Origin of the sequence: Rhodococcoides corynebacterioides NBRC 14404 (assembly GCF_001894765.1) — a bacterium.
Classification (GTDB): domain Bacteria; phylum Actinomycetota; class Actinomycetes; order Mycobacteriales; family Mycobacteriaceae; genus Rhodococcoides; species Rhodococcoides corynebacterioides.
This window is the reverse complement of the sequence record NZ_BCWV01000001.1, coordinates 243,867-268,085: the sequence shown is the minus strand read 5'-3', so window position 1 is coordinate 268,085 and position 24,219 is coordinate 243,867. Positions and strand designations below refer to the sequence as shown.

The 24,219-nt window shown below is 70.5% G+C and carries 23 protein-coding genes; 16 read left to right on the top strand and 7 right to left on the bottom strand.

Features of this window, described 5'->3' with window-relative positions; translation table 11 throughout:
* Positions 1-73 precede the first annotated feature (73 nt).
* The 4 genes from RC2_RS01270 to RC2_RS01255 all read left to right on the top strand — a co-directional run bounded on the left by RC2_RS01270 (position 74) and on the right by RC2_RS01255 (position 4,431).
* Positions 74-1,123, top strand: coding sequence for a hypothetical protein (locus RC2_RS01270; RefSeq protein WP_068151605.1), 1,050 nt, complete (start codon positions 74-76; stop codon positions 1,121-1,123).
* A 100-nt stretch (positions 1,124-1,223) separates the two neighbouring features.
* Positions 1,224-2,534, top strand: coding sequence for a S1 family peptidase (locus RC2_RS01265; protein ID WP_174552278.1), 1,311 nt, complete (start codon positions 1,224-1,226; stop codon positions 2,532-2,534).
* Complete coding sequence (locus tag RC2_RS01260) at positions 2,531-3,580, top strand: S1 family peptidase (RefSeq protein ID WP_245810905.1); 1,050 nt, start codon at positions 2,531-2,533, stop codon at positions 3,578-3,580. Before RC2_RS01265 ends, RC2_RS01260 begins: the two co-directional genes overlap by 4 nt.
* A 482-nt stretch (positions 3,581-4,062) precedes the next feature.
* On the top strand, positions 4,063-4,431 hold the full coding sequence (locus tag RC2_RS01255; protein WP_072680916.1) for a hypothetical protein: 369 nt from the start codon (positions 4,063-4,065) through the stop codon (positions 4,429-4,431).
* A gap of 188 nt (positions 4,432-4,619) precedes the next feature.
* Here the strand turns inward: RC2_RS01255 and RC2_RS01250 are convergent, their stop codons facing one another.
* Positions 4,620-5,270 carry a DUF8020 domain-containing protein gene (locus RC2_RS01250; RefSeq protein ID WP_068151602.1) on the bottom strand — a complete coding sequence of 217 codons (651 nt, stop codon included), beginning with the start codon at positions 5,268-5,270 and terminating at the stop codon, positions 4,620-4,622.
* A gap of 454 nt (positions 5,271-5,724) precedes the next feature.
* Between RC2_RS01250 and RC2_RS01245 the strand changes: the two genes are divergently transcribed.
* A complete protein-coding gene (locus RC2_RS01245; protein WP_068151596.1) occupies positions 5,725-8,991 on the top strand; it encodes a heterodisulfide reductase-related iron-sulfur binding cluster in 3,267 nt (1,088 codons plus the stop codon).
* 282 nt (positions 8,992-9,273) lie between these two features.
* Here RC2_RS01245 and lhgD read toward each other — a convergent pair whose 3' ends face one another.
* The 4 genes from lhgD to RC2_RS01225 are packed head-to-tail and all read right to left on the bottom strand — an operon-like array spanning position 9,274 to position 12,053.
* Positions 9,274-10,452: an L-2-hydroxyglutarate dehydrogenase gene (gene lhgD, locus RC2_RS01240; protein ID WP_068151595.1), complete on the bottom strand. Its 1,179-nt coding sequence runs from the start codon at positions 10,450-10,452 to the stop codon at positions 9,274-9,276.
* A 13-nt stretch (positions 10,453-10,465) separates the two neighbouring features.
* The gene (locus RC2_RS01235; RefSeq protein ID WP_068151594.1) at positions 10,466-10,933 is read right to left on the bottom strand and encodes an SRPBCC family protein; all 468 of its coding nucleotides are present in this window, start codon (positions 10,931-10,933) and stop codon (positions 10,466-10,468) included.
* Between the two features lie 29 nt (positions 10,934-10,962).
* On the bottom strand, positions 10,963-11,343 hold the full coding sequence (locus RC2_RS01230; protein ID WP_068151614.1) for a hypothetical protein: 381 nt from the start codon (positions 11,341-11,343) through the stop codon (positions 10,963-10,965).
* A 29-nt stretch (positions 11,344-11,372) separates the two neighbouring features.
* Positions 11,373-12,053, bottom strand: a complete 681-nt coding sequence (locus tag RC2_RS01225; protein WP_068151593.1) for an SOS response-associated peptidase — start codon at positions 12,051-12,053, stop codon at positions 11,373-11,375.
* A gap of 84 nt (positions 12,054-12,137) precedes the next feature.
* Here RC2_RS01225 and RC2_RS01220 point away from each other — a divergent pair, with 84 nt between their 5' ends.
* From RC2_RS01220 to RC2_RS01170, 11 genes are all read left to right on the top strand, one after another.
* Entirely contained in the window at positions 12,138-12,575 is a 438-nt protein-coding gene (locus tag RC2_RS01220; protein WP_068151591.1) for a phage holin family protein, read from the top strand.
* On the top strand, positions 12,572-12,880 hold the full coding sequence (locus tag RC2_RS01215) for a DUF3618 domain-containing protein (RefSeq protein ID WP_068151588.1): 309 nt from the start codon (positions 12,572-12,574) through the stop codon (positions 12,878-12,880). The genes RC2_RS01220 and RC2_RS01215 overlap by 4 nt, the downstream gene beginning before the upstream one ends.
* A complete protein-coding gene (locus RC2_RS01210; RefSeq protein ID WP_068103340.1) occupies positions 12,877-13,149 on the top strand; it encodes a DUF4235 domain-containing protein in 273 nt (90 codons plus the stop codon). The genes RC2_RS01215 and RC2_RS01210 overlap by 4 nt, the downstream gene beginning before the upstream one ends.
* A 24-nt stretch (positions 13,150-13,173) precedes the next feature.
* Positions 13,174-13,746, top strand: coding sequence for a hypothetical protein (locus RC2_RS18800; protein WP_068151585.1), 573 nt, complete (start codon positions 13,174-13,176; stop codon positions 13,744-13,746).
* Positions 13,743-14,402 (top strand): hypothetical protein, encoded by a 660-nt coding sequence (locus tag RC2_RS01200; RefSeq protein WP_139277229.1) that lies wholly within the window; start codon positions 13,743-13,745, stop codon positions 14,400-14,402. Before RC2_RS18800 ends, RC2_RS01200 begins: the two co-directional genes overlap by 4 nt.
* A 70-nt stretch (positions 14,403-14,472) precedes the next feature.
* Positions 14,473-15,744, top strand: coding sequence for a pyridoxal phosphate-dependent aminotransferase (locus RC2_RS01195; protein ID WP_072680944.1), 1,272 nt, complete (start codon positions 14,473-14,475; stop codon positions 15,742-15,744).
* A gap of 3 nt (positions 15,745-15,747) precedes the next feature.
* The gene (gene add, locus RC2_RS01190) at positions 15,748-16,770 is read left to right on the top strand and encodes an adenosine deaminase (RefSeq protein WP_068151567.1); all 1,023 of its coding nucleotides are present in this window, start codon (positions 15,748-15,750) and stop codon (positions 16,768-16,770) included.
* Between the two features lie 234 nt (positions 16,771-17,004).
* Positions 17,005-18,276 carry a YibE/F family protein gene (locus RC2_RS01185; RefSeq protein ID WP_072680914.1) on the top strand — a complete coding sequence of 424 codons (1,272 nt, stop codon included), beginning with the start codon at positions 17,005-17,007 and terminating at the stop codon, positions 18,274-18,276.
* A gap of 173 nt (positions 18,277-18,449) precedes the next feature.
* On the top strand, positions 18,450-18,707 hold the full coding sequence (locus RC2_RS01180; RefSeq protein ID WP_068145423.1) for an acyl carrier protein: 258 nt from the start codon (positions 18,450-18,452) through the stop codon (positions 18,705-18,707).
* Positions 18,708-18,711: 4 nt separating this feature from the next.
* Positions 18,712-19,884 (top strand): acyl-CoA dehydrogenase family protein, encoded by a 1,173-nt coding sequence (locus RC2_RS01175; RefSeq protein WP_068145402.1) that lies wholly within the window; start codon positions 18,712-18,714, stop codon positions 19,882-19,884.
* 1 nt (position 19,885) lies between these two features.
* Positions 19,886-20,833, top strand: coding sequence for an amino acid--[acyl-carrier-protein] ligase (locus RC2_RS01170; protein ID WP_068145400.1), 948 nt, complete (start codon positions 19,886-19,888; stop codon positions 20,831-20,833).
* Here the strand turns inward: RC2_RS01170 and RC2_RS01165 are convergent.
* A complete protein-coding gene (locus RC2_RS01165) occupies positions 20,820-23,228 on the bottom strand; it encodes a glycosyl hydrolase 2 galactose-binding domain-containing protein (protein ID WP_139277228.1) in 2,409 nt (802 codons plus the stop codon). The genes RC2_RS01170 and RC2_RS01165 overlap by 14 nt on opposite strands.
* The gene (locus RC2_RS01160) at positions 23,225-24,205 is read right to left on the bottom strand and encodes a DUF1839 family protein (protein ID WP_068145398.1); all 981 of its coding nucleotides are present in this window, start codon (positions 24,203-24,205) and stop codon (positions 23,225-23,227) included. Before RC2_RS01160 ends, RC2_RS01165 begins: the two co-directional genes overlap by 4 nt.
* Between the last annotated feature and the right edge of the window lie 14 nt (positions 24,206-24,219).

Here is a 24,219-nt window from a genome sequence, read left to right as displayed (position 1 = left end):
AGCCGTTAGGGTGGGCGTACCGGGCGTTCTGTTATCCCGGATCGACACGACTCGCCGGAGGGGGACGACAGCTGTGGTTGCACGCCGGAACACCCGTGCGGACGGGCGTCTCGGCGATGCTGCACCGGCCTCGGCGGAACTGGCCCTCGCACTCGGCGATGCAGGCACGGTCGTCGCCGCCCGCATCGCCGGTGCGGAGGCACAGCTGTTCCGGTGCCCCACCGTCGCCGGGGTCGACGCGAGCGGACAGGTGGTCGCCGCGTCGGTCGGGACCTCCGGGTTCGTCGACGGCCTCGATCGCACGAGGGCGTGGGAGGTCGACGGTCGTCACCTGCGCACGGAGGATGTCGCCGCAGGCTTCGTCCTCTCGGTCGTCGCATCGGTCGTCGACCTGTACGGCCTGCCTCGCGACACCACCGTCACCGTCCTCCATCCCGCTTCTCTGTCGCCCGGCGCCGTCGAGGCATTGCGCGACGGCCTGGATCACGCGGGATTCGTGGGCGCGCTGCGGGCCGCCGCGTCGGTCCATCCCGAGATCGCCGCCCGCTCCGAGCTGACTCCGCAGCCCCGCCTCGATCCGACCGTCCGGCGACGACGCCGCGCGCCCGCTCCGACCCGCGCCGCCGTGCTGGCCGCCGCGGGTGCCCTCGTCGTCCTCGTCGGCGGGGCCACCGCCGCGAGCCACCTCGAGGGCGCGCGCGACGTCGAGCCCGCCACCTCGCGTGACGTGGTGCCGCCGGCCGGTAGCGCGACGACGGCGGACGCGACGAGTGGTGACGAGACCACGGGCACGTCGACGGCGCCCGTCCCGGCCGTGCCGGAGAACGCGCCCGTGCCGGACGGGCCGGACCCTACGCCCGAGGCGGCCGAGACGACGTCTCCGGGAGTGGCTGCGGTGCCCACGCTCGCGCCGGACCCGGGTTTCACCACCGTCCCGGTTCCGCCCGACGGTCAGTGGCCGCCGTTCTCGGTGCCGGAACTCCCGACTCTGCCGAATCTTCCTTCCCTGCCGGAATTCCCACTCCCCACCGGGACGGCACCGGCCCCCTCCAGCAGCAGCGCCGCGCCGACCACCACACCGGCGCCGGTCACCACCACGAGCCCGGTGACGGCCACACCCTGACCGACCGTCCCGGCTCACAGGGTTCGCTCATCTCGATGCCCTAGGCTCCTGTGCGCCCGTGCGACCGAGACCGGTCGCCGCGCGCCCCCGAAAGGACTTCATGCGTCACTCCGCCCTGGTTCGGTTCTCCGCTCTGCTCGGCGCCTCCGTCGTCACGATGGGCCTCTCCGGCGCCGTGGCCGGCGCGGCGCCCGCGAACGACGGGCCCGCCCAGCTGGACGCGGATCGTCTGCCGGCGGAGTTGGTCGCGGCCGTGCAGCGCGATCTGAAGCTGAGTCCGCAGGAGTACCTGGATCGCGCGGCTGCGGCGCAGCAACTCCGCTCCTACGCAGACGACTTCCGTCGGCAGAACCCCGCCGACTTCGCGGGCGCGTGGATGGGTGACGACGGCGTCCCCGTGGTCGCGGTGACCACCACCGAGGCGGCGGCGCGAGTGGCCGACGACGGTTTCCGCAGCCGACAGTCGCCCGTCTCGGCCGACAGCCTGGACGCGTCGCTGGCCGAGTTCGGTCGGTGGGTGTCGGCGTTGCCGCGCGAGGTGTCGTCGCAGATCAACTCCGCGGCGGTCGACGTGCTGCAGGGCAAGGTGGTGGTCGACATCGCCAACAGTCCCGTCGGGCGGGCGCTGAACCTGCCGACGGCCATCGCCAATCTGCAGGTGGTGCTCTCGCCGCCCGCGCCGGCGCCCGGCGGCGCCCCCGCGGTGACCGGCGGGGACGATTACGTGACCTCGTCGGAGGATCTGGCGACCGCTCCGGCCGAGAACATCGAGATCTGCTCCTTCGGCTTCGCGGCCACCGACGGCGCAGGTCGCCCCGTCAGCCTCTCCGCCGGCCACTGCGATCCCGGGCCCGGTCCGGACGGCAACGCCCGCGTGTACCTCCCGTCCGGTGCGGATGTGCGGGCGAGCACGCCCGTGGGTCGCTTCGACCGATCCGCCGTCGGCGGCCCCGCCGGACTGGACTGGTCGGTCATCGCGCTGGACGACGCCGGTGTGGCGGCCGGACTCGACCGGCCGTCGGTGCGCGGCGCCGGGGGCACGACGCTGGAGGTCACGGGGACGGCCGCGCCCGTCATCGGCGCTCCGGTGTGCAAGTCCGGCCAGGCATCCTCGTTCACCTGTGGTGTCGTCGCGGCCGACCAGGTGGAGACGCAGCTGATTCTGGGCGACGGCAGCGAGGCCACCATTCGCGGATTCGCCAGCACGGCCTGCACTCTCGCCGGCGACAGTGGCGGCGCCATCGTCACCGGCACGCTCGCCCTGGGCATCACCAGCGGCTCCAACAGCGGCGGTGCCCCGAGCTGCGGCGAGGCCAACCTCGCGCTCGCGCAGTACGGCGGCACGGCGAGCCTCGGCATTCCGATCCGGGCCGTGGCCGCCGAGTCCGGCACCACGGTGCGCACATCGTGATCGTGCGCGCCGCCGTCGTCGCGGCCCTGCTCACGAGTGCCGCACTGGGCACTGCTCCCGCCGCGACGGCACAGGACACGGTGACCACGACACTTGCCGACGCACTCCAGCGCGACCTCGGCCTGAGCGTCGCCGACTGGTCGCAGCGCTCCGCCGTGGCTGCCGACCTCGCCGCCTTCGCGGACAGCGCGCGTGCCGACGTCGCCGACGGTGTGGCCGGGGTGCATCTCGACCCGTCCGGCGTCGGGGTCGTGGACCTCGTTCCCGGTTCGACTGCCGATGCCGCCCGCGCGGCAGCGCAACGCGCCGGCTTCGCCGTGCGGGACGCCGTCACGGCTGTCGCCGCACCCGACACCCTCCCCGCCGAATCGATCGCCGACGCGGCTGCGTCGGGTGGCGACGGCATCGTCGCGTCCTCGGGCACGGCCGGTCTGCGGTGCTCGGTGGGATTCAACGGCGTCGACTCGACCGGTGCGCCCGTGATCATCACGGCCGGCCATTGCGACCCGAACCTCGCCGCGGCGGGAACTGCGGGGGCCTCGCAGGTGCAGGGCCTGGACGGATCACCGGTCGGCACCGTCGCGCGCGGGTCACTCGACGGGCACGACTGGTCCGTGGTCCGCGTGAACGACGATGTGGCGGACCGCTTCCGCAACAACGACATCCGCGTGCCGGGAGCCGCACCGCTCGACATCACGGGCGTGGCCGAGCCCGTGGTCGGGATGCCCGTGTGCAAAGCGGGCGCGACCACCGGCTTCACGTGCGGCACGGTCACCGCCGTGGGACAGACCGTCGATGTCGGCGCGCGCGTGCTGCGTGACGCCGTCGTCACCGACATCTGCGCCCTGCAGGGTGACAGCGGTGGACCGCTGGTGTCCGGCACCGCGGCCGTGGGGATCGCCAGCGCGTCCAACGTCGGGCAATTCGGTCAGTGTGCCGTGGCCGACGCCGTGGCCTTCGTGTCCGGTACCGGACCTCAGCTGTTCGCGACGCCCATGTCGAAGATTCTCGAGGACAATCCCGGGTTGAGCCTGCGCACGTCGTGACCAAGCACGAGACCGATCGGAATGTGTTCGGTAAAGTACCGGCCCGAGGCACTCGCCTCCGCGCCCTCGGGGTGGTGCGCGATGTCCACGAACGGAACAGAAGGAACGGCACATGGATCCTGACATGCTCGGACTGATCTTCAAGGTCTTCGGATACATCGTCCAAATCATCAGCAACTCGGGCGCAGCCAGCTGAGCATCGGGTACTCGCGGCCCCGCAACCTCATGGTTGCGGGGCCGCAGTTGTTTTCGAGCCGAAACCGTTGTCGGTCAACACCTTCGACTCTTGCGGCGCGCTTCGTGGTCGGAACCACATCCGTCCCAGTGGTAACATCGAGGGGCGCAGTCGCTCCGTCGTCCGTCCGACGTCGTCGAGCTTCGATTGTCCGCACACTCACGAGGAGGTGTTCTGCTGTGCTGCGCCGAGAACCACACCCGGGCCAGGTCATCGGGTCGATCGTCACGCGCATCGGGGGTGCATCGTGACCGTTGCCGACTCGGCCGTTCCGTTCGACCGCACCGTCACCGACAGCGCCCCCACCGTCGACTACGCGCCGTCGCCGGACAGCGCCGCCGAGACGTCCGCCCAGCCGTCGACCCTCGTGCAGTGGTGGCGTCGACTCGACGGTCATCACGCCGACGCCTCCCTCCTGTTGGGCGCCCTGTCGGTGGTGACGTTCTGGGCGTTCGGCGTCGGCCTCGTCCTGGGTCTCGGCGCACTCGTGTTCGGCGCCATCGCGCTGCGTACCCCCGACGCCGATCGCATGGACGCCGGCATCGGCATCGCGGCCGGCGCGGTGGGCATCGTCGCCGGTCTGATCTTCCTCGGCGCGACACTGCCGTACTTCTGACCCTTCCACGCACGAACGATGCCCGGCCGCACTCGCGGCCGGGCATCGTCGTATTCGGTCACTGTCGGCACTCGACCGTGGTCGACCACGAACACCGTTGAACAACGCGATCCCCGCACCTCCCGAAACCGGGTTGTGCGGGGATCGTCGTGTCAGCCGTCAGACGACGGCCGGATGTGCTGGGTGAATCAGTTGGCCCACTGGGTGGTGCCGGGGGGAGCCAGGAGCGTGTTGACGAAATCGACACCCGCGATCACCAGGGTGGGTCCGCCCACGATGACGGTTCCGATCACGCCGCCGGCACCTGCACCGGGAACGAGACCGATTCCGGGGACCAGCAGTCCGCCAACCACGGCACCGACAATGGTGCCGGCAAGTCCACCGACAGCGGTAGCAAGGCCGAGCTGCGACGCGAAGTTGTTCTGAGCCTTCAGGTTCTCATCGGGCGATGCCACGTTCTGCTCCAGCGCGGTCGGCTCGATGCCGATCGGAGCCGCGAGGTTCGGGATCAGCTTCACGGTGCGACCCTCGTTGGTGTACTCGACACCGTAGGGGAACTCGACACCGTTGAGGTTGAAGGACAGGGGCAGGCTCAGGACCTCGTTGCCCTCGTTGTCCTCGAGGACGACGGACTTGTCGTCGTCCGAGGCGCGGAACAGACCGGCGTCGACCGTGGTGACAACGCCACCGGCCTCGACGCGGGACGCCCAGTTGATCGAGGAGTTCTCCTCGGCGGGCGCCGGGGCCGTGGTGGTGGGCTCCGCGTAGGCGGTACCGGTCCACACCGCGAGGGAGGCAACAGCGATAGCGGAGGTCGCTACGAGTCGACGCAGGTTCATCTATGTTCCGTTCGTTCAAGGAGAGAGTGTCGGGCCCCGACCCGTGCACTGTAGCCGCAACCGCCGACACAACCGAATCGACGGTTGGTTTCGTTCACATCGGCGTAGCTGCAGCTCGAGCTCGTGAAGGATAACAACCAGTACGCGATCATGCGTGGTTGTCCGCAATCGGGACGCCGTCCACATTCGCCGACGAGTTAGGCAGACCTTCACACGCCGCTGTCGTACAACGCGCCTAACGTAGCCCCCGTCACACTCTCGTCGGCGATGGTCCACGAACCTCACCAGCGAGAACCCTTCTCGACCGAGAAGTTACCGGCCGGTAGCCTCGGGCTTGTTACTCTTCGGTAGCGAACGCCCACCGAACGCACGTCGCGAGACAGCCCCTCGCGTCGACACGCGGTCGGTCGGGAGAACACGACGGCGGCCCCGCCGTCGAACGAAAGGCGGCGTCATGAACGCGTTGACGATCACGCTGGGCACCGTGGGTGCGCTGCTCAGCATCGTGTGTTGGGCGTACTTCTTCCGCGGCGCCATCCTGATGGTGCGCTCGATCGCGCTGGGCCAGCCGGACCGGACGCGCCTGCGTCCGTTCGTCCCCCGCTTCAAGCAGATGGTGGTGGAGTTCGCCGCGCACACGCGGATGAACAAGTTCCGCTCCGTCGGCTGGGCGCACTGGCTGGTGATGATCGGCTTCATGCTCGGCGCGATCGTCTGGTTCGAGGCCTACGGGCAGACGTTCAACCCGGAGTTCCACTGGCCGCTGATCGGTGACACCGCCGTCTACCACCTGATCGACGAGCTGCTGGGCCTGGGCACCGTCATCGGCATCACCACCCTGATCATCATCCGCCAGCGCAACCACCCGCGCTCCCCCGAGCGGTTGTCCCGGTTCTCCGGATCGAACTTCCGTGCGGCGTACTTCGTGGAGGCGGTCGTCCTCATCGAGGGCCTCGGCATGATCTTCGTGAAGGCCGGCAAGATCGCCACCTACGGCCACTCGAACCCGTGGACCGACTTCTTCACCATGCGTCTCGCCGAGCTGCTGCCCGCGAGCCCGAACCTGGTGTCCGTCTTCGCCTTCGTCAAGCTGATGTCCGGCATGGTGTGGCTGCTCATCGTGGGCCGCAACATCACCTGGGGCGTCGCCTGGCACCGCTTCAGCGCCTTCTTCAACATCTACTTCAAGCGTGAGGACGACGGCGGCGTCGCGCTCGGTGCCGCCAAGCCCATGATGTCCGGCGGCAAGGTCCTCGAGATGGAGGACGCCGACCCCGACGTCGACGCGTTCGGTGCGGGCAAGATCGAGGACTTCTCCTGGAAGGGCTGGCTCGACTTCACCACCTGCACCGAGTGCGGTCGCTGCCAGTCGCAGTGCCCCGCGTGGAACACCGGCAAGCCGCTCTCGCCGAAGCTGCTCATCACGTCGCTGCGCGATCACGGCAACGCCAAGGCCCCCTACCTGCTGGCCGGAGGCCGCAAGGACATGGGCGGCGACGAGGTCGGCCTGGTCGACGCCGACGGCAAGCCGGACGAGGCCAAGCTGAACAAGATCCCGCAGTCCGCCCGGGACGAGGCAGAGCGTCCCCTGGTCGGCGAGACCACCCTCGACGACGGCGGGCTCGGCGGCATCATCGACCCCGAGGTGCTGTGGAGCTGCACCAACTGCGGTGCGTGCGTGGAGCAGTGCCCCGTCGACATCGAGCACGTCGACCACATCCTCGACATGCGTCGCTACCAGGTGCTCATCGAGTCGGAGTTCCCGCAGGAGCTGGCCGGCCTGTTCAAGAACCTCGAGAACAAGGGCAACCCCTGGGGCCAGAACGCCTCCGCCCGCACCAACTGGATCTCGGAGCTCGAGTTCGACGTCCCCGTCTTCGGTCAGGACGCCGAGACCTTCGAGGACTACGAGTACCTCTTCTGGGTCGGCTGCGCCGGCGCCTACGAGGACCGCGCCAAGAAGACCACCAAGGCCGTCGCCGAGCTCCTCGCGACCGCCGGGGTGAAGTTCATGGTGCTCGGTGCGGAGGAGACCTGCACCGGTGACTCCGCCCGTCGTGCCGGCAACGAGTTCCTGTTCCAGCAGCTCGCGATGCAGAACATCGAAACCCTGAATTCCGTCTTCGAGGGTGTCGAGGAGTCGCGCCGCAAGATCGTCGTCACCTGCGCGCACTGCTTCAACGCGCTCGGTAACGAGTACCCGCAGGTGGGCGGCAAATACGAGGTGGTCCACCACACCCAGCTGCTCAACCGCCTGGTCCGGGCCAAGAAGCTGATCCCGGTCGCCACCGTCGAGGAGGACGTGACCTACCACGATCCGTGCTTCCTCGGCCGCCACAACAAGGTGTACGACGCGCCGCGCGAGCTCATGGCGGCGTCCGGCTCCACGCTCAAGGAGATGCCGCGTCACGGCGAGCGCTCCATGTGCTGTGGTGCCGGCGGTGCCCGCATGTGGATGGAAGAGAAGATCGGCAAGCGCATCAACATCGACCGTGTCGACGAGGCGCTGGACACCCTCGGCTCGAACGGCTCCGCGCCGTCGAAGATCGCCACGGGCTGCCCGTTCTGCCGCGTCATGCTCAACGACGGCGTCACCGCTCGTCAGGAGGGCGGCAACAACGAGAACGTCGAGGTCATCGACGTCTCGCAGATGCTGCTGAGCTCCATCACCCGCCTCGAGCCGCAGCAGCTCGGGGAGAACGTCAAGGTGATCCCGCGCGCGAAGCCGAAGGTCGTTCCTGCCGAGGAGCCGGTGGACACCCCCAAGGCCGACGCCGTCGCCACCGAGGACAAGGCCGCGGCCGAGGAGAAGGGCCGTGTATCCGAGGTCGAGGCCGCCGCGGAGGGCTCGGCACCGCCCGCCACCGCCTCGGGCAAGGGCCTGAAGATGAAGGGCCTGGCCAAGGCACCCGGCGCGAAGGCTCCGGGCGCGAAGGCTCCCGGTTCGGCCAAGCCTGCCGAATCGCCCAACGCCGACGGTGACGACGCCACCGACGCGTCCGCAGCCCCGGCTGCCAAGCCCAAGGGGCTGGGCATGGCCGGTAAGGCCAAGGCTCCGGGCGCGAAGGGTCTGCAGGTCAAGGGTCGTCCGCCGGGTGCCAAGGCACCGGGCAAGTCGGCCGAGTCGGCGGCTCCCACCGAGTCCGCTGCACCGGCTCCGGCCGAGTCCGGGGCTGCGCAGGAGTCCGGCGACACCGCTTCCAGCGCTACCGAGGTCAAGCCGACCGTCAAGGCCAAGGGGCTCGCGGTGAAGTCCGGGTTCAAGAAGCCGGGCGCCAAGGCTCCGGGTTCGGCAGCGTCCGCTCCGGCACCGGCAAAGACGCCGGCCGCCGAGGCTCCGGAGGCACCGGCTGCGTCGGAGGCATCCGCCACTGAGGCACCCGCGACCGAGGCACCCGCCGAGGTCAAGCCCACGGTCAAGGCCAAGGGACTTGCGGTGAAGTCGGGCTACAAGAAGCCCGGCGCGAAGGCTCCCGGAGCGTCCGCCGCACCGAAGCCCGAGCCGGCCGCCGAGCCGGAGCCGGCTGCCCCGTCCGCGGGTGCCGAGTCCACCGGCGCAGCGGAGTCCAACGGCGCAGCGGAGTCGAGCGCAGAGTCGAACGGCGCTGCTGAATCCGACGGCGCAGGTTCGGGGAGCACGGAGCGCCCCGCTCCCCCGCAGCCGAAGGCCGGCGGGCTGGGCTTCAAGTCCGGCGCGAAGGCTCCGGGCCGCAAGTCCTGACCCCACTCACCGAACACCCCCTGTCCGTCGGGCAGGGGGTGTTCGGCGTTCGGAGCATGCCCCCTGCACTCGAGTCGACCGAACCGGCGGGATCCCGGCAATCCGACCGACTTGTGGACACTCAGGCACGCCGCCCCCGTCCGACACGGGGCTGGTGACCGCTCAGGGCCTGCCGCACCCGTCAGGCACGGGTTGGTCGCCGCCAGGGCCTGCCCCAGCGCACACAACTCCCCCCAACCAACGGGATCCCGGCGATCCGACCGACTTGTGGACACTCAGGCATCACCCCACCTGCGCGACGATCTCCTCCGCAATACCCAGGGCGGCGGTGGCGGCGGGGGACGGGGCGTTCAGCACGTGGACCTGGCCCGGGCGCCGTTCGTAGTAGAAGTCGTCGACCATCGCGCCGGATCGGTGAACGGCCTGCGCACGCACACCCGCGTGGGCGGGGACGAGGCTGTCGTCGGGCAGGTCGGGCACGAGCTCGCGCAGGCTCGCGAGGAATCGCCGTTGCGACACCGACCGGGCCACCTCGGCGACGCCCGTTCGCCAGTACCGCCGGCCCAGCCGCCAGAGCCCGGGCCAGGCGGCGGCGTCCACGAGATCGCGTGGGACCACGTCTCGCCACCGGTACCCCTCCCGTGCGAGGGCGAGCACGGCGTTGGGGCCGGCGTGGACGCTCCCGTCGATCATGCGGGTGAGGTGAACCCCGAGGAACGGCAGGGACGGGTCGGGCACCGGGTAGATCAGCCCCCGCACCAGCGGCCGATACTGCGGCGCCAGCTCGAAGTACTCACCACGGAACGGCAGGATGCGCACCGCGGGCCGGGCGCCGGCGAGTCGAGCTATTCGATCACTGTGCAGCCCGGCGCAATTGACCAGAATGTCCCCACGCACCACCACCCCGGATCGCGTGGTCACCGTGGCCCGCCCCTCGACCGCGACCACCTCCGCCCCGAACTTCACCTCGCCTTCGGCGGCGACGATGTCCGTCCGCAACGCCTCGCACACCGCGCGGTAGTCGACGATGCCGGTGGTCTCCACCCGGAGCGCACCGACCGCGCGGACGTGCGGCTCGTACTCCCGCGCCTCGGCCGGGGTGATCAGCCGGCAGGGCACACCGTTGACGGCGCCGCGGTCGGCGAGTGCGTGCAGGGCCGGCAGCTGACCGGAGTCGGTGGCCACCACCAACTTCCCGCACACCTCGACCGGCAGGCCTCGCTCGCGGGCGAAGTCGCGCATCGACGCCGCCCCCTGGACCGCGAGCGTGGCCTTCCGACTACCCGGTGCGTAGTACAGACCGGAGTGGATCACCCCGGAGTTGTTGCCCGTCTGATGGTCCGCGGCCCGGCTTTCCTTCTCCAGCACCGTGACTCGCCACCCGCGCACCGCCAGCGCCCGGCCCGTCGCCAATCCGACGATGCCGGCCCCCACCACCACCGCGTGCCGATCCTCCGTCATCGCCGCGAGACGCTCAGGATTCGGCGATGCGCTTGATCGCGGCGAGGGTGCGCGGGATGCCGTCGAGGGCGGCGTCGCGGCGGGCCGCGATCTCCCGCTCGGCGTCGTCGCCGTACTTGTCGTGGAAGAACTCGATGCCCTCGGGCGTGAAGTGCCACGACTCCGTCAGCCGGGTCGACCCGTCTCCCACCGGTTCCAGGGTGTACGCCCAGCGCACGACCTTCCCGGCCACCACCCAGCCGAACTCGCGCCCTGGCTCGGCCGCCGTCACGGTGGACACGGTCTCCCAGGTGCGGTCGGGGGTGACGTTGCGGCCGGTGAACGTCGCTCCGACACGGCCGGCCTCGGCGTCGTCGTTCCACCAGCAGGCCTGACAGATCGGGCTCCACTCCCCGGTGCGGGTGACGTCGGAGACCAGGGCGTACAGCGCGTCGGGTGTCGTCTCGACGACGACGGAATCGGAATGCTCGAACGAGGTCACGTCCCGAGTATGCCCACCACCGCCGCGGTTCAGCCCACGAACCACAGCAGCGAGCACCCCGCGCACACGAGGGCCCCGACCAGCCGCACCGCGTCGGCGACGAGCAACCGACGGACCGCCGACGACGTCCGCCCGCGCCCCAACCGACCGTGCGTGGGTGCGGCGACGGCCATCGTCGTGACCCCGGAGAGGGCGGCGCCGCTCACCGCCGCGAGCAACAGCGCGTCGTACGGTCCGGCGACGAGCACCCACAGACACGCGCCCGCGAGCAGCAGATAGACGGGCGCGACCAGTCGAGTGATGCGGCGGGAATGCGCGTCGTGCGCCCGTGCCCAGTCGTCGTCGCCGACCTCCGACAGCGCCGGATACACGACGCCCGTGACGGTGACCTGGAAGCCGAGATGCAGCATCCCCGTCACGAGGAGTGCCTCGCCGGCGTTCACACCGGCGCCACCAGCTCCGGGCCGTTGTTGCGGACACTGTTGACGGCGGTCGACACCTCGCGGGGCGTCAGGTGCGGCTCGGGTATCGATTCCAGCAGGTCGGACACCCCGGCGAGGTCGGTGAGGCCGGGGTCGAGCCAGGCCGACCACAGGTCGTCGGGCACCACCACGGGCGACCGGTCGTGGATGTGGCCGAGGGTGTCGGTGGCCGTGGTGGTCAGGACGGTGGTGGACCAGAACCACTTGTCGGGGTCGTCGTCGTCGCGGGCCGGGTCCGGCCAGAGCTCGTAGAGTCCGGCCATGGCCAGCACGCCGTCGGTGTGCAGGAAGTGCGGGACCTTCGCACCCTCGCGCTTCTCCCACTCGTAGTAGCCGTCGGCCGGGATCAGGCACCGCCGCTTCGCGGCCGCCTTCCGGAACGCGGGCTTCTCGGTCACGGTCTCGGACCGCGCGTTGATCAATCGGCTCGCGATCTTCTTGTCCTTGGCCCAGGACGGCACCAGTCCCCACCGGACGGTCCGGAGCTGACGGTCGTCGTCGCGGTCGAGGACGATGCGGACCGGATCGGTCGGCGCCACGTTGTACGACGGCTCGGGCGGATCGCCGAGCCGGACGACGGCGTCGAACAGCGACGACAGGTCGTCGTCGGACCGGGTACTGGCGTAGCGACCACACATGGACCCGATTCTGCTCCAGCGACGCCGCGGTCCGCACGGCCGTTCGTCCGTTTCACCCACCCGGGTCACGGGTACCTCGGGCAGATGCAACCAGCGCCCGATGATCGATCACACCCCGAGCGCTCCCCCGCTGACCTCTCCACGGTCCAGCTGGTCGAGCGACTCACCACGCAGGTCAGCACTCTCGTCCGGACCGAGGTCGGCAACGCCCTCGACGAGGTGAAGTCCAAGGGCACCAAGCTCGGCGTCGGTATCGGCATCTCCGGTGTCGGTGCCCTCCTGCTCTTCCTGGGCACCGCGACCCTCGTCGCGACGGCCGTGCTCGGCCTCGCGACCGCGCTCGATCCGTGGCTGGCGGCGTTGATCGTCGCCGCCGTGCTCCTCGTCCTCGGCGGGATCCTCGCCGCCGTGGGGGCGTCGAAGGCCAAGAACGCCGTTCCGCCCGCACCCGCCGCCACGGTGGCCAGTGTGCAGCGTGACGTCGACACCGTGAACGCAGCCCGGAAGGGACAGCACTCGTGACCGAGTCCAGAGAACCGAAACACGCTCTGCCCGAGGACACTCCGCCCCCGGTCGAGCAGCAGCGCGAGGAACTGGCACAGACCGTCGAGGCCCTCGCCGCCAAGGTCGACGTCCCCGCGCGGGTGTCCGCCGCCACGCGCGAGCAGACCGAGAAGGCCCAGGAGCTCGCCCGTGAGGGTGTCAGCGCCGTCAAGGAGAACCCGCAGACCGCCGGCATCTCGCTCGCGGGCGTCGCCGCTGCCCTGCTGCTGGTGTTCGTGATCCGTCGTCGACGGACGCGTCGGGAGCGGACGTTCCTCGGATGAGCGCGACGTCGAAGGCCTTCTACAAGCCGCTGTCCCTCGCCACCAGCATTCTGGGCGGCGTGCTCGCCGGGCAGCTGTTCAACCAGATCTACAAGCGCGTCGGTGAGAACGACGCCGAGATGCCCGATCCGAAGGACCTGTCCCGGACCAATCGGGAGGTGCTGATCGCCGCCGCCCTGCACGGGCTCGTCTTCGGACTGGTCAAGGCCGGGGTGGATCGGGCGGGTGCCAAGGGTTTTCGCGCACTGGCGAACACCGACCCGAAGTGACGGACGAGAGAAGGGGCACGACCGATGAGTGACGACGACGGCGCCGCATCCAGCGCACGACGCGATCTGGTGGACAAGGTGGCCGGCCGGGTGAAGGAGGTCGCCGGCGCGATCGTCGACAACGACGACCTGGCCGACCGTGGTCGCCTGCAGCAGGCCGAGGCGGAGAAGCGCCGCGAGGCGGAGGCCGACGAGACGGCCGCGTCGCTGGAGATCGAGGAGGCGGAGCAGGACATCGCCTCCACCGAGGCCGAGGCGGACGTGGCGCGCCAGGACGTCGAGGACCGCACGGACGCCAACGAGGCTGCGGCACAGAACGATCGGCTGCGGCAGCACCAGGAGGCCGAGGCGGACGCGATGCGGTGCGCGAAGGAAGCGCGGATCGCGGCCGAGACGCAGTCCGAGCGTCGGATGGAGGAGGCCGACGCGTCCCGCCGTGCCGCAGAGAACGCCGCGACGGACGAGATCTCGGCCGCGCGGGAGGACTACGACGAGTCCTTGAACAAGGCCGATGCGCTCGAGCGCGAGGCCGCGGAGGCCCGCGAGCGCGCCGCGCAGGCACAGCGCGACCTCGAGACGAACGGAGACGATCAGTGAGCATGTCGTTGCCGCGCCGCGTGTTGCGGCTGCAGTACAACATCGCCCGCCTGCCGCTGCAGGTGCTCGAGGCGACGGTCGTCAGTCGGCTCGACGGACAGGGGCAGGTGCGGTCGACCTACGAGCAGGTCGTCGGCAGCCTCGACGGCACGGTCGGCGCGCTGCTCGGCGATGCGGACCTCGCCCGCCGTGGGGAGAAGATGCGCACCGCCGCCGCCGAGCTGGCCAAGGCGACCGAGCTCGAGGCGCGCGCCCGTAAGGAGCGGGCCGATGCGGCCCGTCGGACGCAGCAGCGGGTCGACGCCGCCACCGCGGACGCGGCGAAGGCACGGAAGAAGGCCGAGGCCGACCTCGAGGCGGCCGCCGACCACGAGATCGACGCCAAGGTGCAGGCCGGCAAGCAGGCCGCCGCCCGTCTCGAGGACCGCAAGGAGCGGGCCGACGAGATCGCCGACCGGCGCATCGAGGCCGCCGAGGCCGAGCGGGAGGCGAAGCTCGACGAGATCGAGCGCCGCGAGGAGGAGAAGAAGGCACCTCGCACGAAGGAACTGGACGAGGCCGCTCGCAAGCTGGAGGAGGCCGAGGCCAAGCGCGAGGACGCCGAGCGTCTGGACGACGTCGCGGAGGCGAGCAAAGCGGCCGCGAAGGACGACTGAACCCACCCGCCGGAAGTGGTCCCCACCCGGGCAGTCCACTTCCGGCGGTACCGGTGTCAGTATGGACGTCGTGAGCACAACGGATTCGCGCGACCTCGACACCTCCGCAGGGCGGCAGAACGCCACGCGTCGGCTGGATCAGTCGGTCAAGCTGCAGAACGTCCTCTACGAGATCCGAGGACCCGTGCATGCCCATGCCGCGCGGCTCGAGGCCGAGGGTCACCGCATCCTCAAGCTCAACATCGGCAACCCGGCTCCGTTCGGCTTCGAAGCCCCCGATGTCATCGTTCGCGACATGATCGCGGCGCTGCCGTACGCGCAGGGGTACTCCGAGTCCAAGGGCATCATGTCCGCTCGCCGGGCGATCGTGACCCGGTACGAGCTGGTCGACGGCTTCCCCGAGTTGGACGTCGACGACATCTACCTCGGCAACGGCGTCTCCGAGCTCATCACGATGACGATGCAAGCGCTCCTCGACGACGGGGACGAGGTGCTGATCCCGGCGCCGGACTACCCGCTGTGGACGGCGATGACGACGCTGTCCGGTGGTCGGGCGGTGCACTACCTCTGCGACGAGGAGAACGGCTGGAATCCCGACCTGGCCGACATCGAATCCAAGATCACGCCGCGCACCAAGGCGCTGCTGGTGATCAACCCGAACAACCCCACGGGTGCGGTGTACTCGCGAGAGGTGTTGGAGGGCATCGCGAATCTGGCCCGCAAGCACAGTCTGTTGCTGCTCGCGGACGAGATCTACGACAAGATCCTCTACGACGACGCTCAGCACGTCTCGTTGGCGTCGGTGGCGCCGGACCTGTTGTGCCTGACGTTCAACGGGCTGTCGAAGGCGTATCGGGTGGCGGGGTATCGCGCCGGCTGGCTCGCGATCACCGGGCCCAAGAAGCACGCCGCGGGATTCCTCGAGGGTGTGAACCTCCTGGCGTCGACTCGTCTGTGCCCCAACGTGCCTGCGCAACATGCCATTCAGGTCGCGCTCGGCGGCCACCAGAGCATCGAGGACCTCATCCTGCCGGGTGGGCGCCTGCTCGAGCAGCGCGACGTGGCCTGGTCGAAGCTGAACGAGATTCCCGGTGTCAGTTGCGTGAAGCCCCGGGGCGCGCTGTACGCGTTTCCTCGCCTCGACCCCGAGGTGCACCACATCCACGACGACGAGAAGTTGGTCCAGGACCTGTTGCTGAAGGAGAAGATCCTGGTGGTGCAGGGCACCGGCTTCAACTGGCCCGCCCACGACCACATCCGGATCGTGACCCTCCCCTGGGCGCGCGACCTGTCGACGGCGATCGAGCGGTTCGGCAACTTCCTCGCGTCCTACCGGCAGTAGCGGATGGCGGACGCACCGCGCACGATCGAGGAGTTCGTGCGGGCGCTGCCCACGGTCGAGTTGCACGTCCACCTCGAGGGGTCGATGTGGCCGAGCACGGCCAAGGCCCTCGCCGACCGCCACGACATCCCCGAGATTCCTCGGACCGAGGAGGACCTGCGGCGCTGGTTCACCTTTCGCGACTTCGCGCACTTCATCGAGGTGTACCTGACGTCGATCGGGGTCCTTCGTGACGCCGAGGACTTCGCCCGTCTGGCGTACGACAGCCTGACCGAACTCGCGACCCATGGCGTGCCCTACACGGAGATGCACGTCAGCCTGTTCGGACACCTGATGCGAGGCATCGACGCCGCCGCGGTGATCGAGGGCCTCGAGGAGGGACGACGACGTGCGGAGGCCGAGTCCGGCATCGTCGCGCGGTGGATCCCGGACTTCCCCGGCGACTTCGGCGTCGAGGCGGCCGATCGGACGTTGGATGCGGTGCTCGCGCACCGGACGGAGTCGATCGTCGGATTCGGCATCGGCGGCATCGAGGTCCCGCGGGGGCCGTTTCGCGACGTGTTCGCGCGCGCCCGCGCGCACGGGCTGCACTCGATCCCCCATGCGGGCGAGACGGGCGGGCCGGAGCAGGTGTGGTCGGCACTGCACGATCTCGGCGCCGAGCGCATCGGTCACGGCATCGCGGCGGCCGCCGACCCGGACCTGATGGCCTACCTCGCGGATCGGGGCATCGCGGTGGACGTGTCGCCGACGTCGAACCTCTGCACGCGGGTCGTCGAACGGCTCGAGGACCACCCGCTGCCCCGGTTGCTGGCGGCCGGCGTTCCGGTGACGATCAACAGCGACGACCCGTCGATGTTCGGGACCGACCTCACCCGGGAGTACCTGGCGGCGCATCGACTCGGCCTCGACGCGGAGGCGCTGCGGGCCGCGGCGCGCACGGCGGTGGACGCGTCGTTCGCGGATGCGGCGACCCGTGATCGCATTCATGCAGCGTTGGAGGCCGTTCCCGCCCCGCATGTGTGACACGTCACAACTAGAGGCGCATTCTTTGCACCCCCGTGACGATTGGACGTCGACCGCGGGGGTAGATTGATCAGCGAGTCCTTCGGGATTCCGAAAGCGCCGCACGGCCCCCCACCCCCCCGGCGGGTCGCACGGTTCGGTGGCGGGAGACACCCCCCCTGCTCTCCCGCCACCTGCTTTCGTCCGGGGTTCTCCCCCGTTCTCGCTCCCGCCGCGGCAAGTAGGCTCCCCCCGGTGAGCCACGATCACTTCTCCGGCCCGGCCCCCATCGGGCGCACCGCCGCTCGGGTGGTCGTCGGACTCCTCACCGTGATCGGACTCGCCGCCGTCGTCGGCATGATCCTGCTGTGGCCGAGCGGACGGGACGTCGCGGTCCCCGCCCCCTTCCAGAGCTCCACCGGCGGTGCTGTCGGCACCGAGTACGGCACCGTGGTGTCCCAGGACATCGGCCCGTGCGGCAGCCCCTCCAACGGCCGCGTGTTCGCCGGCTCGCCCACCCCACCCACGGTGTCCGGATTCGACTGTCGCAGAAGCATCGTCACCATCGACACGGGCACCAACGAGGGCACGCGCACCCTTCTCGAGATCACGCCGGGACCGGGCACGCCGGACCTGCGGGTGGGCGAGGAGATCCGCCTGGTCCGCGGTACCGACGACACCGGAACCGCGATCTACGCCTTCGACGACTACTCCCGCACCCTGCCGCTCGCCCTCGTCGCGGCGATCTTCGCCGTCGTCATCTGTGTCGTCGCTCGCTGGCGCGGACTGCGCGCGCTGATCGGCCTGGGCGTCGCGCTGGGCGTGCTCGTCGTCTTCGTCCTCCCGGCCATTCTCGACGGGCGGTCGGCGATCCTCGTCGCGCTCGTCGGCGGCACCGTGATCCTGTACGGCGTGCTGTACCTGGCACACGGACCCAATCTGAGGACGTCGTCGGCGCTGCTCGGCACGGTCGTGTCGATGGGTATCGCGGCCGTTCTGTCCGAGGGCGCGATCCGTCTGACGTCGGTGACCGGACTGTCGGAGGAACAGAACACCGACGTCCAGGCGTACCTCGACCACGTCTCCATCACCGGACTGCTGCTGGCCGGGTTCATCATCGGCTCGCTGGGCGTGCTGAACGACGTCACCATCACCCAGGCGTCGGCAGCGTTCGAACTGGCCTCCCTCGATCCCGACGCGACCCGGCGGTCCATCTTCGCCTCGGCGATGCGGGTCGGCCGCGACCACATCGCGAGCACCGTCTACACCCTGGTCCTGGCGTACGCGGGTGGCGCGCTGCCGTTGCTCCTGCTGTTCTCCGTGGCCGGCCGGTCGATTCACGACGTCATCACCGGCGACGCGGTGGCGATCGAGATCGTCCGATCGTGCGTCGGAGGCACGGCGTTGGCACTGTCCGTACCGCTGACCACGGCGATCGCGGTGGTGCTCGCTCGGCCACCCCGCCGGGGAGCGGCACGCGGTGCGACCACCGCCCGCAAGTCGACGGGACGTCACGCGGCCGGCTGATCGGGCCCCTTCACCGACACCGCCCGGCGGAAAGCACACCGATCACGAACCGAACCGGTCTCGTGGTTCGTCATGATTGCCGAAACAAACTCGTGTATTGTTTCCCGAGGGTTCGGGGACCCTGCGAGACGGATTCCGTCCGCAGAAACCATCGACACGTGAAGGACCGACGCATGAGCACTACCGCCGCACTGGACGTCGACCGTATCCGGCAGATCCTGGCCACCCACGGCAAGCTCCCGGTGGCGGTCGATGCCGTGGCCGACGACGACGATCTGTACGACGCAGGCCTCACCTCGCACGCCAGCGTGAACGTCATGATCGCCCTCGAGGACGAGTTCGACGTCGAGTTCCCGGACGAGCTGCTGCAGAAGGCCACGTTCTCCTCCATCACCGCCATCGCCGACGCGCTCGCGACGCTGGAGCAGTAGGCCCGTGACCACCCTCGAACGCCCCACCCACGCACTGTCCGTGGACGACGTCGTCGCCGTCGCCGCGGAGCACGCCGACGCCGTCGATCGTGACGCCCGCTTCCCCGCCGAATCCGTGGAGGCCATGCGCGCCGCCGGCCTGCTCTCGGCCTCGATCCCGGCATCGCTCGGCGGCGGCGGGTACTCCCTGACCGACCTCGCCCGCGTCGCACGTGCCCTCGGCGGCGCCTGCGCCTCGACCGCCATGATCTTCGCGATGCACCACACGCAGGTGCTGAGCCTGTCGCGCCACGGGCTGTCCTCGCCCGCCGTCGCGGACCTGCTGCGTCGCATCGTGAGCGAGCAGTTGCTCGTCGCGTCGGCCACCACCGAGATCAACATCGGCGGCGACGTCCGCACCAGCGGCTGCGCCGTGGAGTTGGACGGCGACCGGTACCGCCTCACCAAGAACGCGCCCGTGATCTCGTACGGCGAGTACGCCGACGTCGTCCTGGTCACCGCCCGCCGCTCCGTGGACAGCGCCCCCAGCGACCAGGTGCTCGTCGCCGCGCTGCGGGAGGATCTGACGCTGGAGAAGACCGGGACCTGGGACACCATGGGCTTCCGCGGCACCTGCAGCCCCGGCTTCATGCTGCACGCGACGGGGTCGGCCGACCACGTGGTGCCCGCCCCCTACGCGGACATCTCGGCGCAGTCCATGTTGCCGTCCGCGCACGTCCTGTGGGGCGGCGCGTGGACGGGCATCGCGGACGCCGCCGTGCGCAAGGCGCGGACGTCGGTGCAGAAGGCCGCGCGCAAGACGCCGGGCGTCACCCCGCCCGCGGCGGCTCGCCTGGCCGAGCTCATGGTGGTGCACCAGCAGTTGCACGACACCGTCCACACCGCCGCCACGACGTTCGACGCGCATGCCGACGACGCCCGGTTCCTCGGGTCCATCGGGTTCGCCCTGTCCATCAACGCGGTCAAGGTCACGGCGTCGAATCTGCTCATCGACATCGTCGCCCGCGCACTGCTGATCTGCGGCATCGCCGGCTACCGGGAGGACAGCGAGCTGCGGATGAGCCGCCACCTCCGCGACTCCCACGGCTCGGCCATCATGGTGAGCAACGAGCGCATCCTGGCCCACAACGCCCAGCTGACGCTGGTGCACAAGGGCGTGCCGGGCGGGGGGCTGTGACATGACCTCCACCCTCGACCGCGAGACCGCTCTGTCCGACCTCGATCTCGCCCGCGCGGACTTCCGCGACCAGCTGGTCGACGCCGGCCTGCTGGTCCGCAGCTCGCTCGACGGCCTGTACGGACGCTCCGGGGTGTTCGAGGACGTCATCGACGTCATCGACACCGCCGTGCGCGCCGCCGGCCGTGAGGCCCACGGCACCTCTGCGCAGCGCTTCCGGTTCCCGCCCGTGTTCCCGCGTGAGTCCTTCGAGAAGACGGACTACATCGCGTCGTTCCCCAACCTCACCGGGGCCATCACCACGTTCTCCGGGGACAACCGCGCGCACGCGGACCTGCTCGCGGCGCGGTCCGCCGGGGAGGACTGGGACCACTTCCTGGACTCCGCCGGCACCATGCTGGTGTCCGCGGCCTGCCACCCGGCGTACTCCATGCTCACCGGTGACCTCCCCGCCGGCGGCACCACGCTGGACGTCTACGGCTACTGCTTCCGGCACGAGCCCGCGGTGGACCCGGCACGCATGCAGGCGTTCCGGATGCACGAGTTCGTCCAGGTCGGCACCCCCGATCAGGCCGTGGAACACCGGGAGTCGTGGATCGAGCGGGGACAGGCCGTCCTCGAGCAGCTCGGTCTCGACGCGTCGCCGGTGATCGCCAACGACCCGTTCTTCGGACGGGCCGGCCGCATGCTGGCGGCGAACCAGCGCAACGAGAACCTCAAGACCGAACTGGTGGTGCGGCTCTACGGCGACCTCGACGAGGGCACCGCCGTGGTCTCGTGCAACTGCCACCGCGAGCACTTCGGCCACACCTTCGACATCCGCACGGCGGACGGCGAGGAAGCTCACAGTGCGTGCGTCGGGTTCGGCATGGAGCGCATCGCGCTGGCCATGTTCCGCACCCACGGGCTCGACGTCACCCGGTGGCCGGAGGCCCTCAGGCCGGCTTGATCGCCGCTCGCGTCAGGCTGTTCAGCGCCCGGACGTGCCCTCGCGGCGCGGTGGCACGTCCGGTGGGCGCGAGCGTGACGGTGTGGGGAACACCCGGCGCCAGGTGGAACCAGTTGTCCGACGGTCGAAAGCCGTCGACGTCGACGCACACGTACTGAGCCGCCGAGTCGGCCGTGATCTCCAGCCGCCACGCGCCGTCGTCGGATTGCTCCACCGCGCCGACCAACCCCACCGAATTCTGCACCGGCAGTGCGGGTCCGCCGACCAGCGTGACCGAGCGCGCGAGAGTGCGTCCGTCCTGCACCAGATCGACCACCACGGCGTCGGCGACCGGCGGGCCGAAGCGGTGCGCATGCGTCGCGTCGGTGAAGCGACCCAGCACCGCGTCGACGGTGGTGCTCGCGTGTCCGTGCCCCGGCAGGTCCACCGGCCACGTCCCGTCGGCCACCACGCTGCCCGTCCGCCCCACGGCGCGCACGGTCACCGCAGCACGGAGCGGATCGGGCCCGTCGTGGACGACGTGGACGACGAGTCCGTCCATGCCCTCGTCGGACACCAGGACGGTGGTGGGCGCATGGACCCGCGCCATCGCGTACCACGGCGCCTTGACCTCGCCGTCCGAATCCGTGAACCCCCACCCCGCGCCGGGCATCAGATCCCGCAGCGTGAGCACCAGCGCTCCGCCGCACTCCGAGTCCGGACGCCGCCAGTGCCCCAGCACCGACGACGTGGCCTCGCACACCGCGGCGCGACCGTAGTCGAGGTACCGCTCCGGATCGTCCCGGCGCACCAGCGACGGTTCGACGCCGAAGAGCGTGCGCACGTAGTGATCTCGCACGTCCTCGAAGTCCCACGACGAGCCCCGGTCGCGCGGCACCGCGGCCTTCCACCGGGGATCGTGCCCGGCGGGGTGGGCGGAGCCGAATCGCGCGTCCACCGAGCGGCGCTCGGGCGGGACCGCGAAGGCGAGCGACTCGGCCGCGAAGCGCACCCCGGCCGTGCGCACGTCGGACAGCGGCCGGAGGTATCCGCCGACCCCGAACCAGTGCGCGACGCCCGCGCGGCCGTGCGTGGCCAGATCCCCACCGGACGGCGTCGACGGAACGTACGCCACATCGGGATACGACGACGCCAGGAGGTCCGGAATCACCGTGTCCAGCAGAGGAATCCGGGCGTCGTCGGCGGCGAGGCCCAGCATCGTCGGTTGCTGGTGGGTCTCGCTCCCTCCGCTCACGACGACGGTGGCCGGCCCGGACGACGCGACGGTCGCGTGAATCTCCGCGACCACCTGCGCGGTGACGTCGTCGTCGTCCGGCGGGTCGACGGTGGCGAGCATGACGTCCTGCCACACCATGATGCCGCGCTCGGCGCACCGCGCGTGGAAATCCCGTGTCTCGTACACCATGGTGCCGGTCAGTCGAATCATGTTGCCGCCGGCCGTGATCAGATCGTCCAGCGCGGTGTCGAGGGCGGTCGGATCGGTGCGCAGGGAGACGGGGTCCAGCGGCACCCAGCAGCCGCCCCGCGCGTACACGGGAACGCCGTTGACACGCAGTGCCTCCCCGGCGCGGGACGGATCGAACTCGACGGAGCGGAACCCGAGGTGCGTCGTGAGGCGAGTACCGGCGGACTCGAGGGTCACCTCGTGCAGCGCCGGGCGGCCGTGGGTGTGCGGCCACCAGCGCTCGCGCTCGCCGACGTCGATCACGGCGTCGACCGCCCCCGCGGCGTCCGTGGCCACCGGGTAGGTGCCGTCTCCGATCGAGACGGTCACGTCGGCCTCGGCGCGTCCGGTCACGTGAATCTCGCAGCGCCCGTTCAGTACCCGTCCACGGGCGTACAGGCGGGGACTCGACGGGACCAGGCGCACGTCGCGCACGATGCCCACCGGAACCGGCGCCCCGGCGAACACCGGCGCCCGTCCCAGCATGCTGGTCCGCACCCAGCGCAGTCCCTGCTGCGCGATCATCGACGATCGCCACCGCCCGCGGGGACGCCGGCGCAGGGTCGGGGTGAGCGCCCGGCAGCACACCGTCACCGACACCGTGCGGCCGACGAACGCGGTGAGATCGACGACGACGGGCACGAACATCGAGGTGCTCGACGCCTGCAGCACCCCGTCCACCCAGACCTCCGACACGGTGGCGAGGGAGTCGAACTCGAGCCGCGTCGCGTCCTCGGGCACGGTCAGCGTGGTCTCGAACCACCAGTCGGCGCCGTCGAGGTCGTCGGAACCGGGAACGGGGCGGCCCGCGTCGCGCAACGCCTCGGCCACCGTCCCCGGCACCCGCGCGGGAATCCGCACCGCCTCCGGGCCCGGCGGTACGTCGGCGGCGCCGGCGTCCGTGCGGCAGAGGGTCCAGTCCGCCGACACCGACTCGTGCCCGGTGGTCACAGCGCGGCGCGCAGGACGTCGACGGCCCGCTGCCACTGTTCGGCCATGGCGTCCAACGGTTCCCGAGGATCGACGGCCCGCCCGCGAGCCGCACGGGCCATGCGGAACTGCACCGACTTCGCGCCCGTCGCGACCTCCCGGAACGGCTCGGCGGCCGCGCCGGCGCCCTGGACGCCGCGGCCCTCGAGGTAGGCCGCCACGTCGGCCGCGAGCTCGGCCGTGGCGCCGCACTGACGCAACGTGCCGAAGGACCACAGATGGAACGCGTCGGGACCCGACTCGCGAATCCACTCCACGTCGTCGATCACCCGCTGCGCCAGGCCCGCCACCGGATTGTCCGTCCCGGCCCGTCGGAGATGCGTCCGGGCGACGTCGAGGTCGCGATCGTCCACGGTGGGATCCACCCGAAGAACGCCGCCCTCCAGTGTGATGCGCTCGAGGTACGGCGGAAGCACGACGGCCCCGTCCGGAACCTCCAGGCCGAGAACGCGATCGAAGTCGTCCCCGGACAGCCGGAACAGGCCGGCGTTGTGGAAGTAGTCCATCTCGCGCGCCGCCCGATCGATCCGGGTGGGCACCACGGTGGTCTTGGTGTGCTGCAGTCCGTACGACACTCCGGCGGTGTCCGGAAGATGGAACGCGTCGACCTCCACGGTGCTGGCGACGCCGTCCTCGATGTTCTCGATCAGGTGCTCCGCGAACGGTTTCCACACGTTCATCTCGTTCACCTCGATGCCGTGCAGCAGCCGCAGATCCTCCGGCTGATACTTCACGAAGTCCCACTGCCGACCGTCGAACCCGGCGCCGAGGACGAACGACGCGGCCGGCACCGGATCCACCCCCGACGCGTGCAGCACCTCGATCCACAGGTCGACGTAGCAGTTGGTCTCGGACCAGATGCGGTCCGTCGTGTGCACGGCGTGCGGGCGGTACGTGCCCGGGTCGAGACCGTCCAGGAGGGGGGTCGTGGTCTGCACCGTCGTGTCCTCGT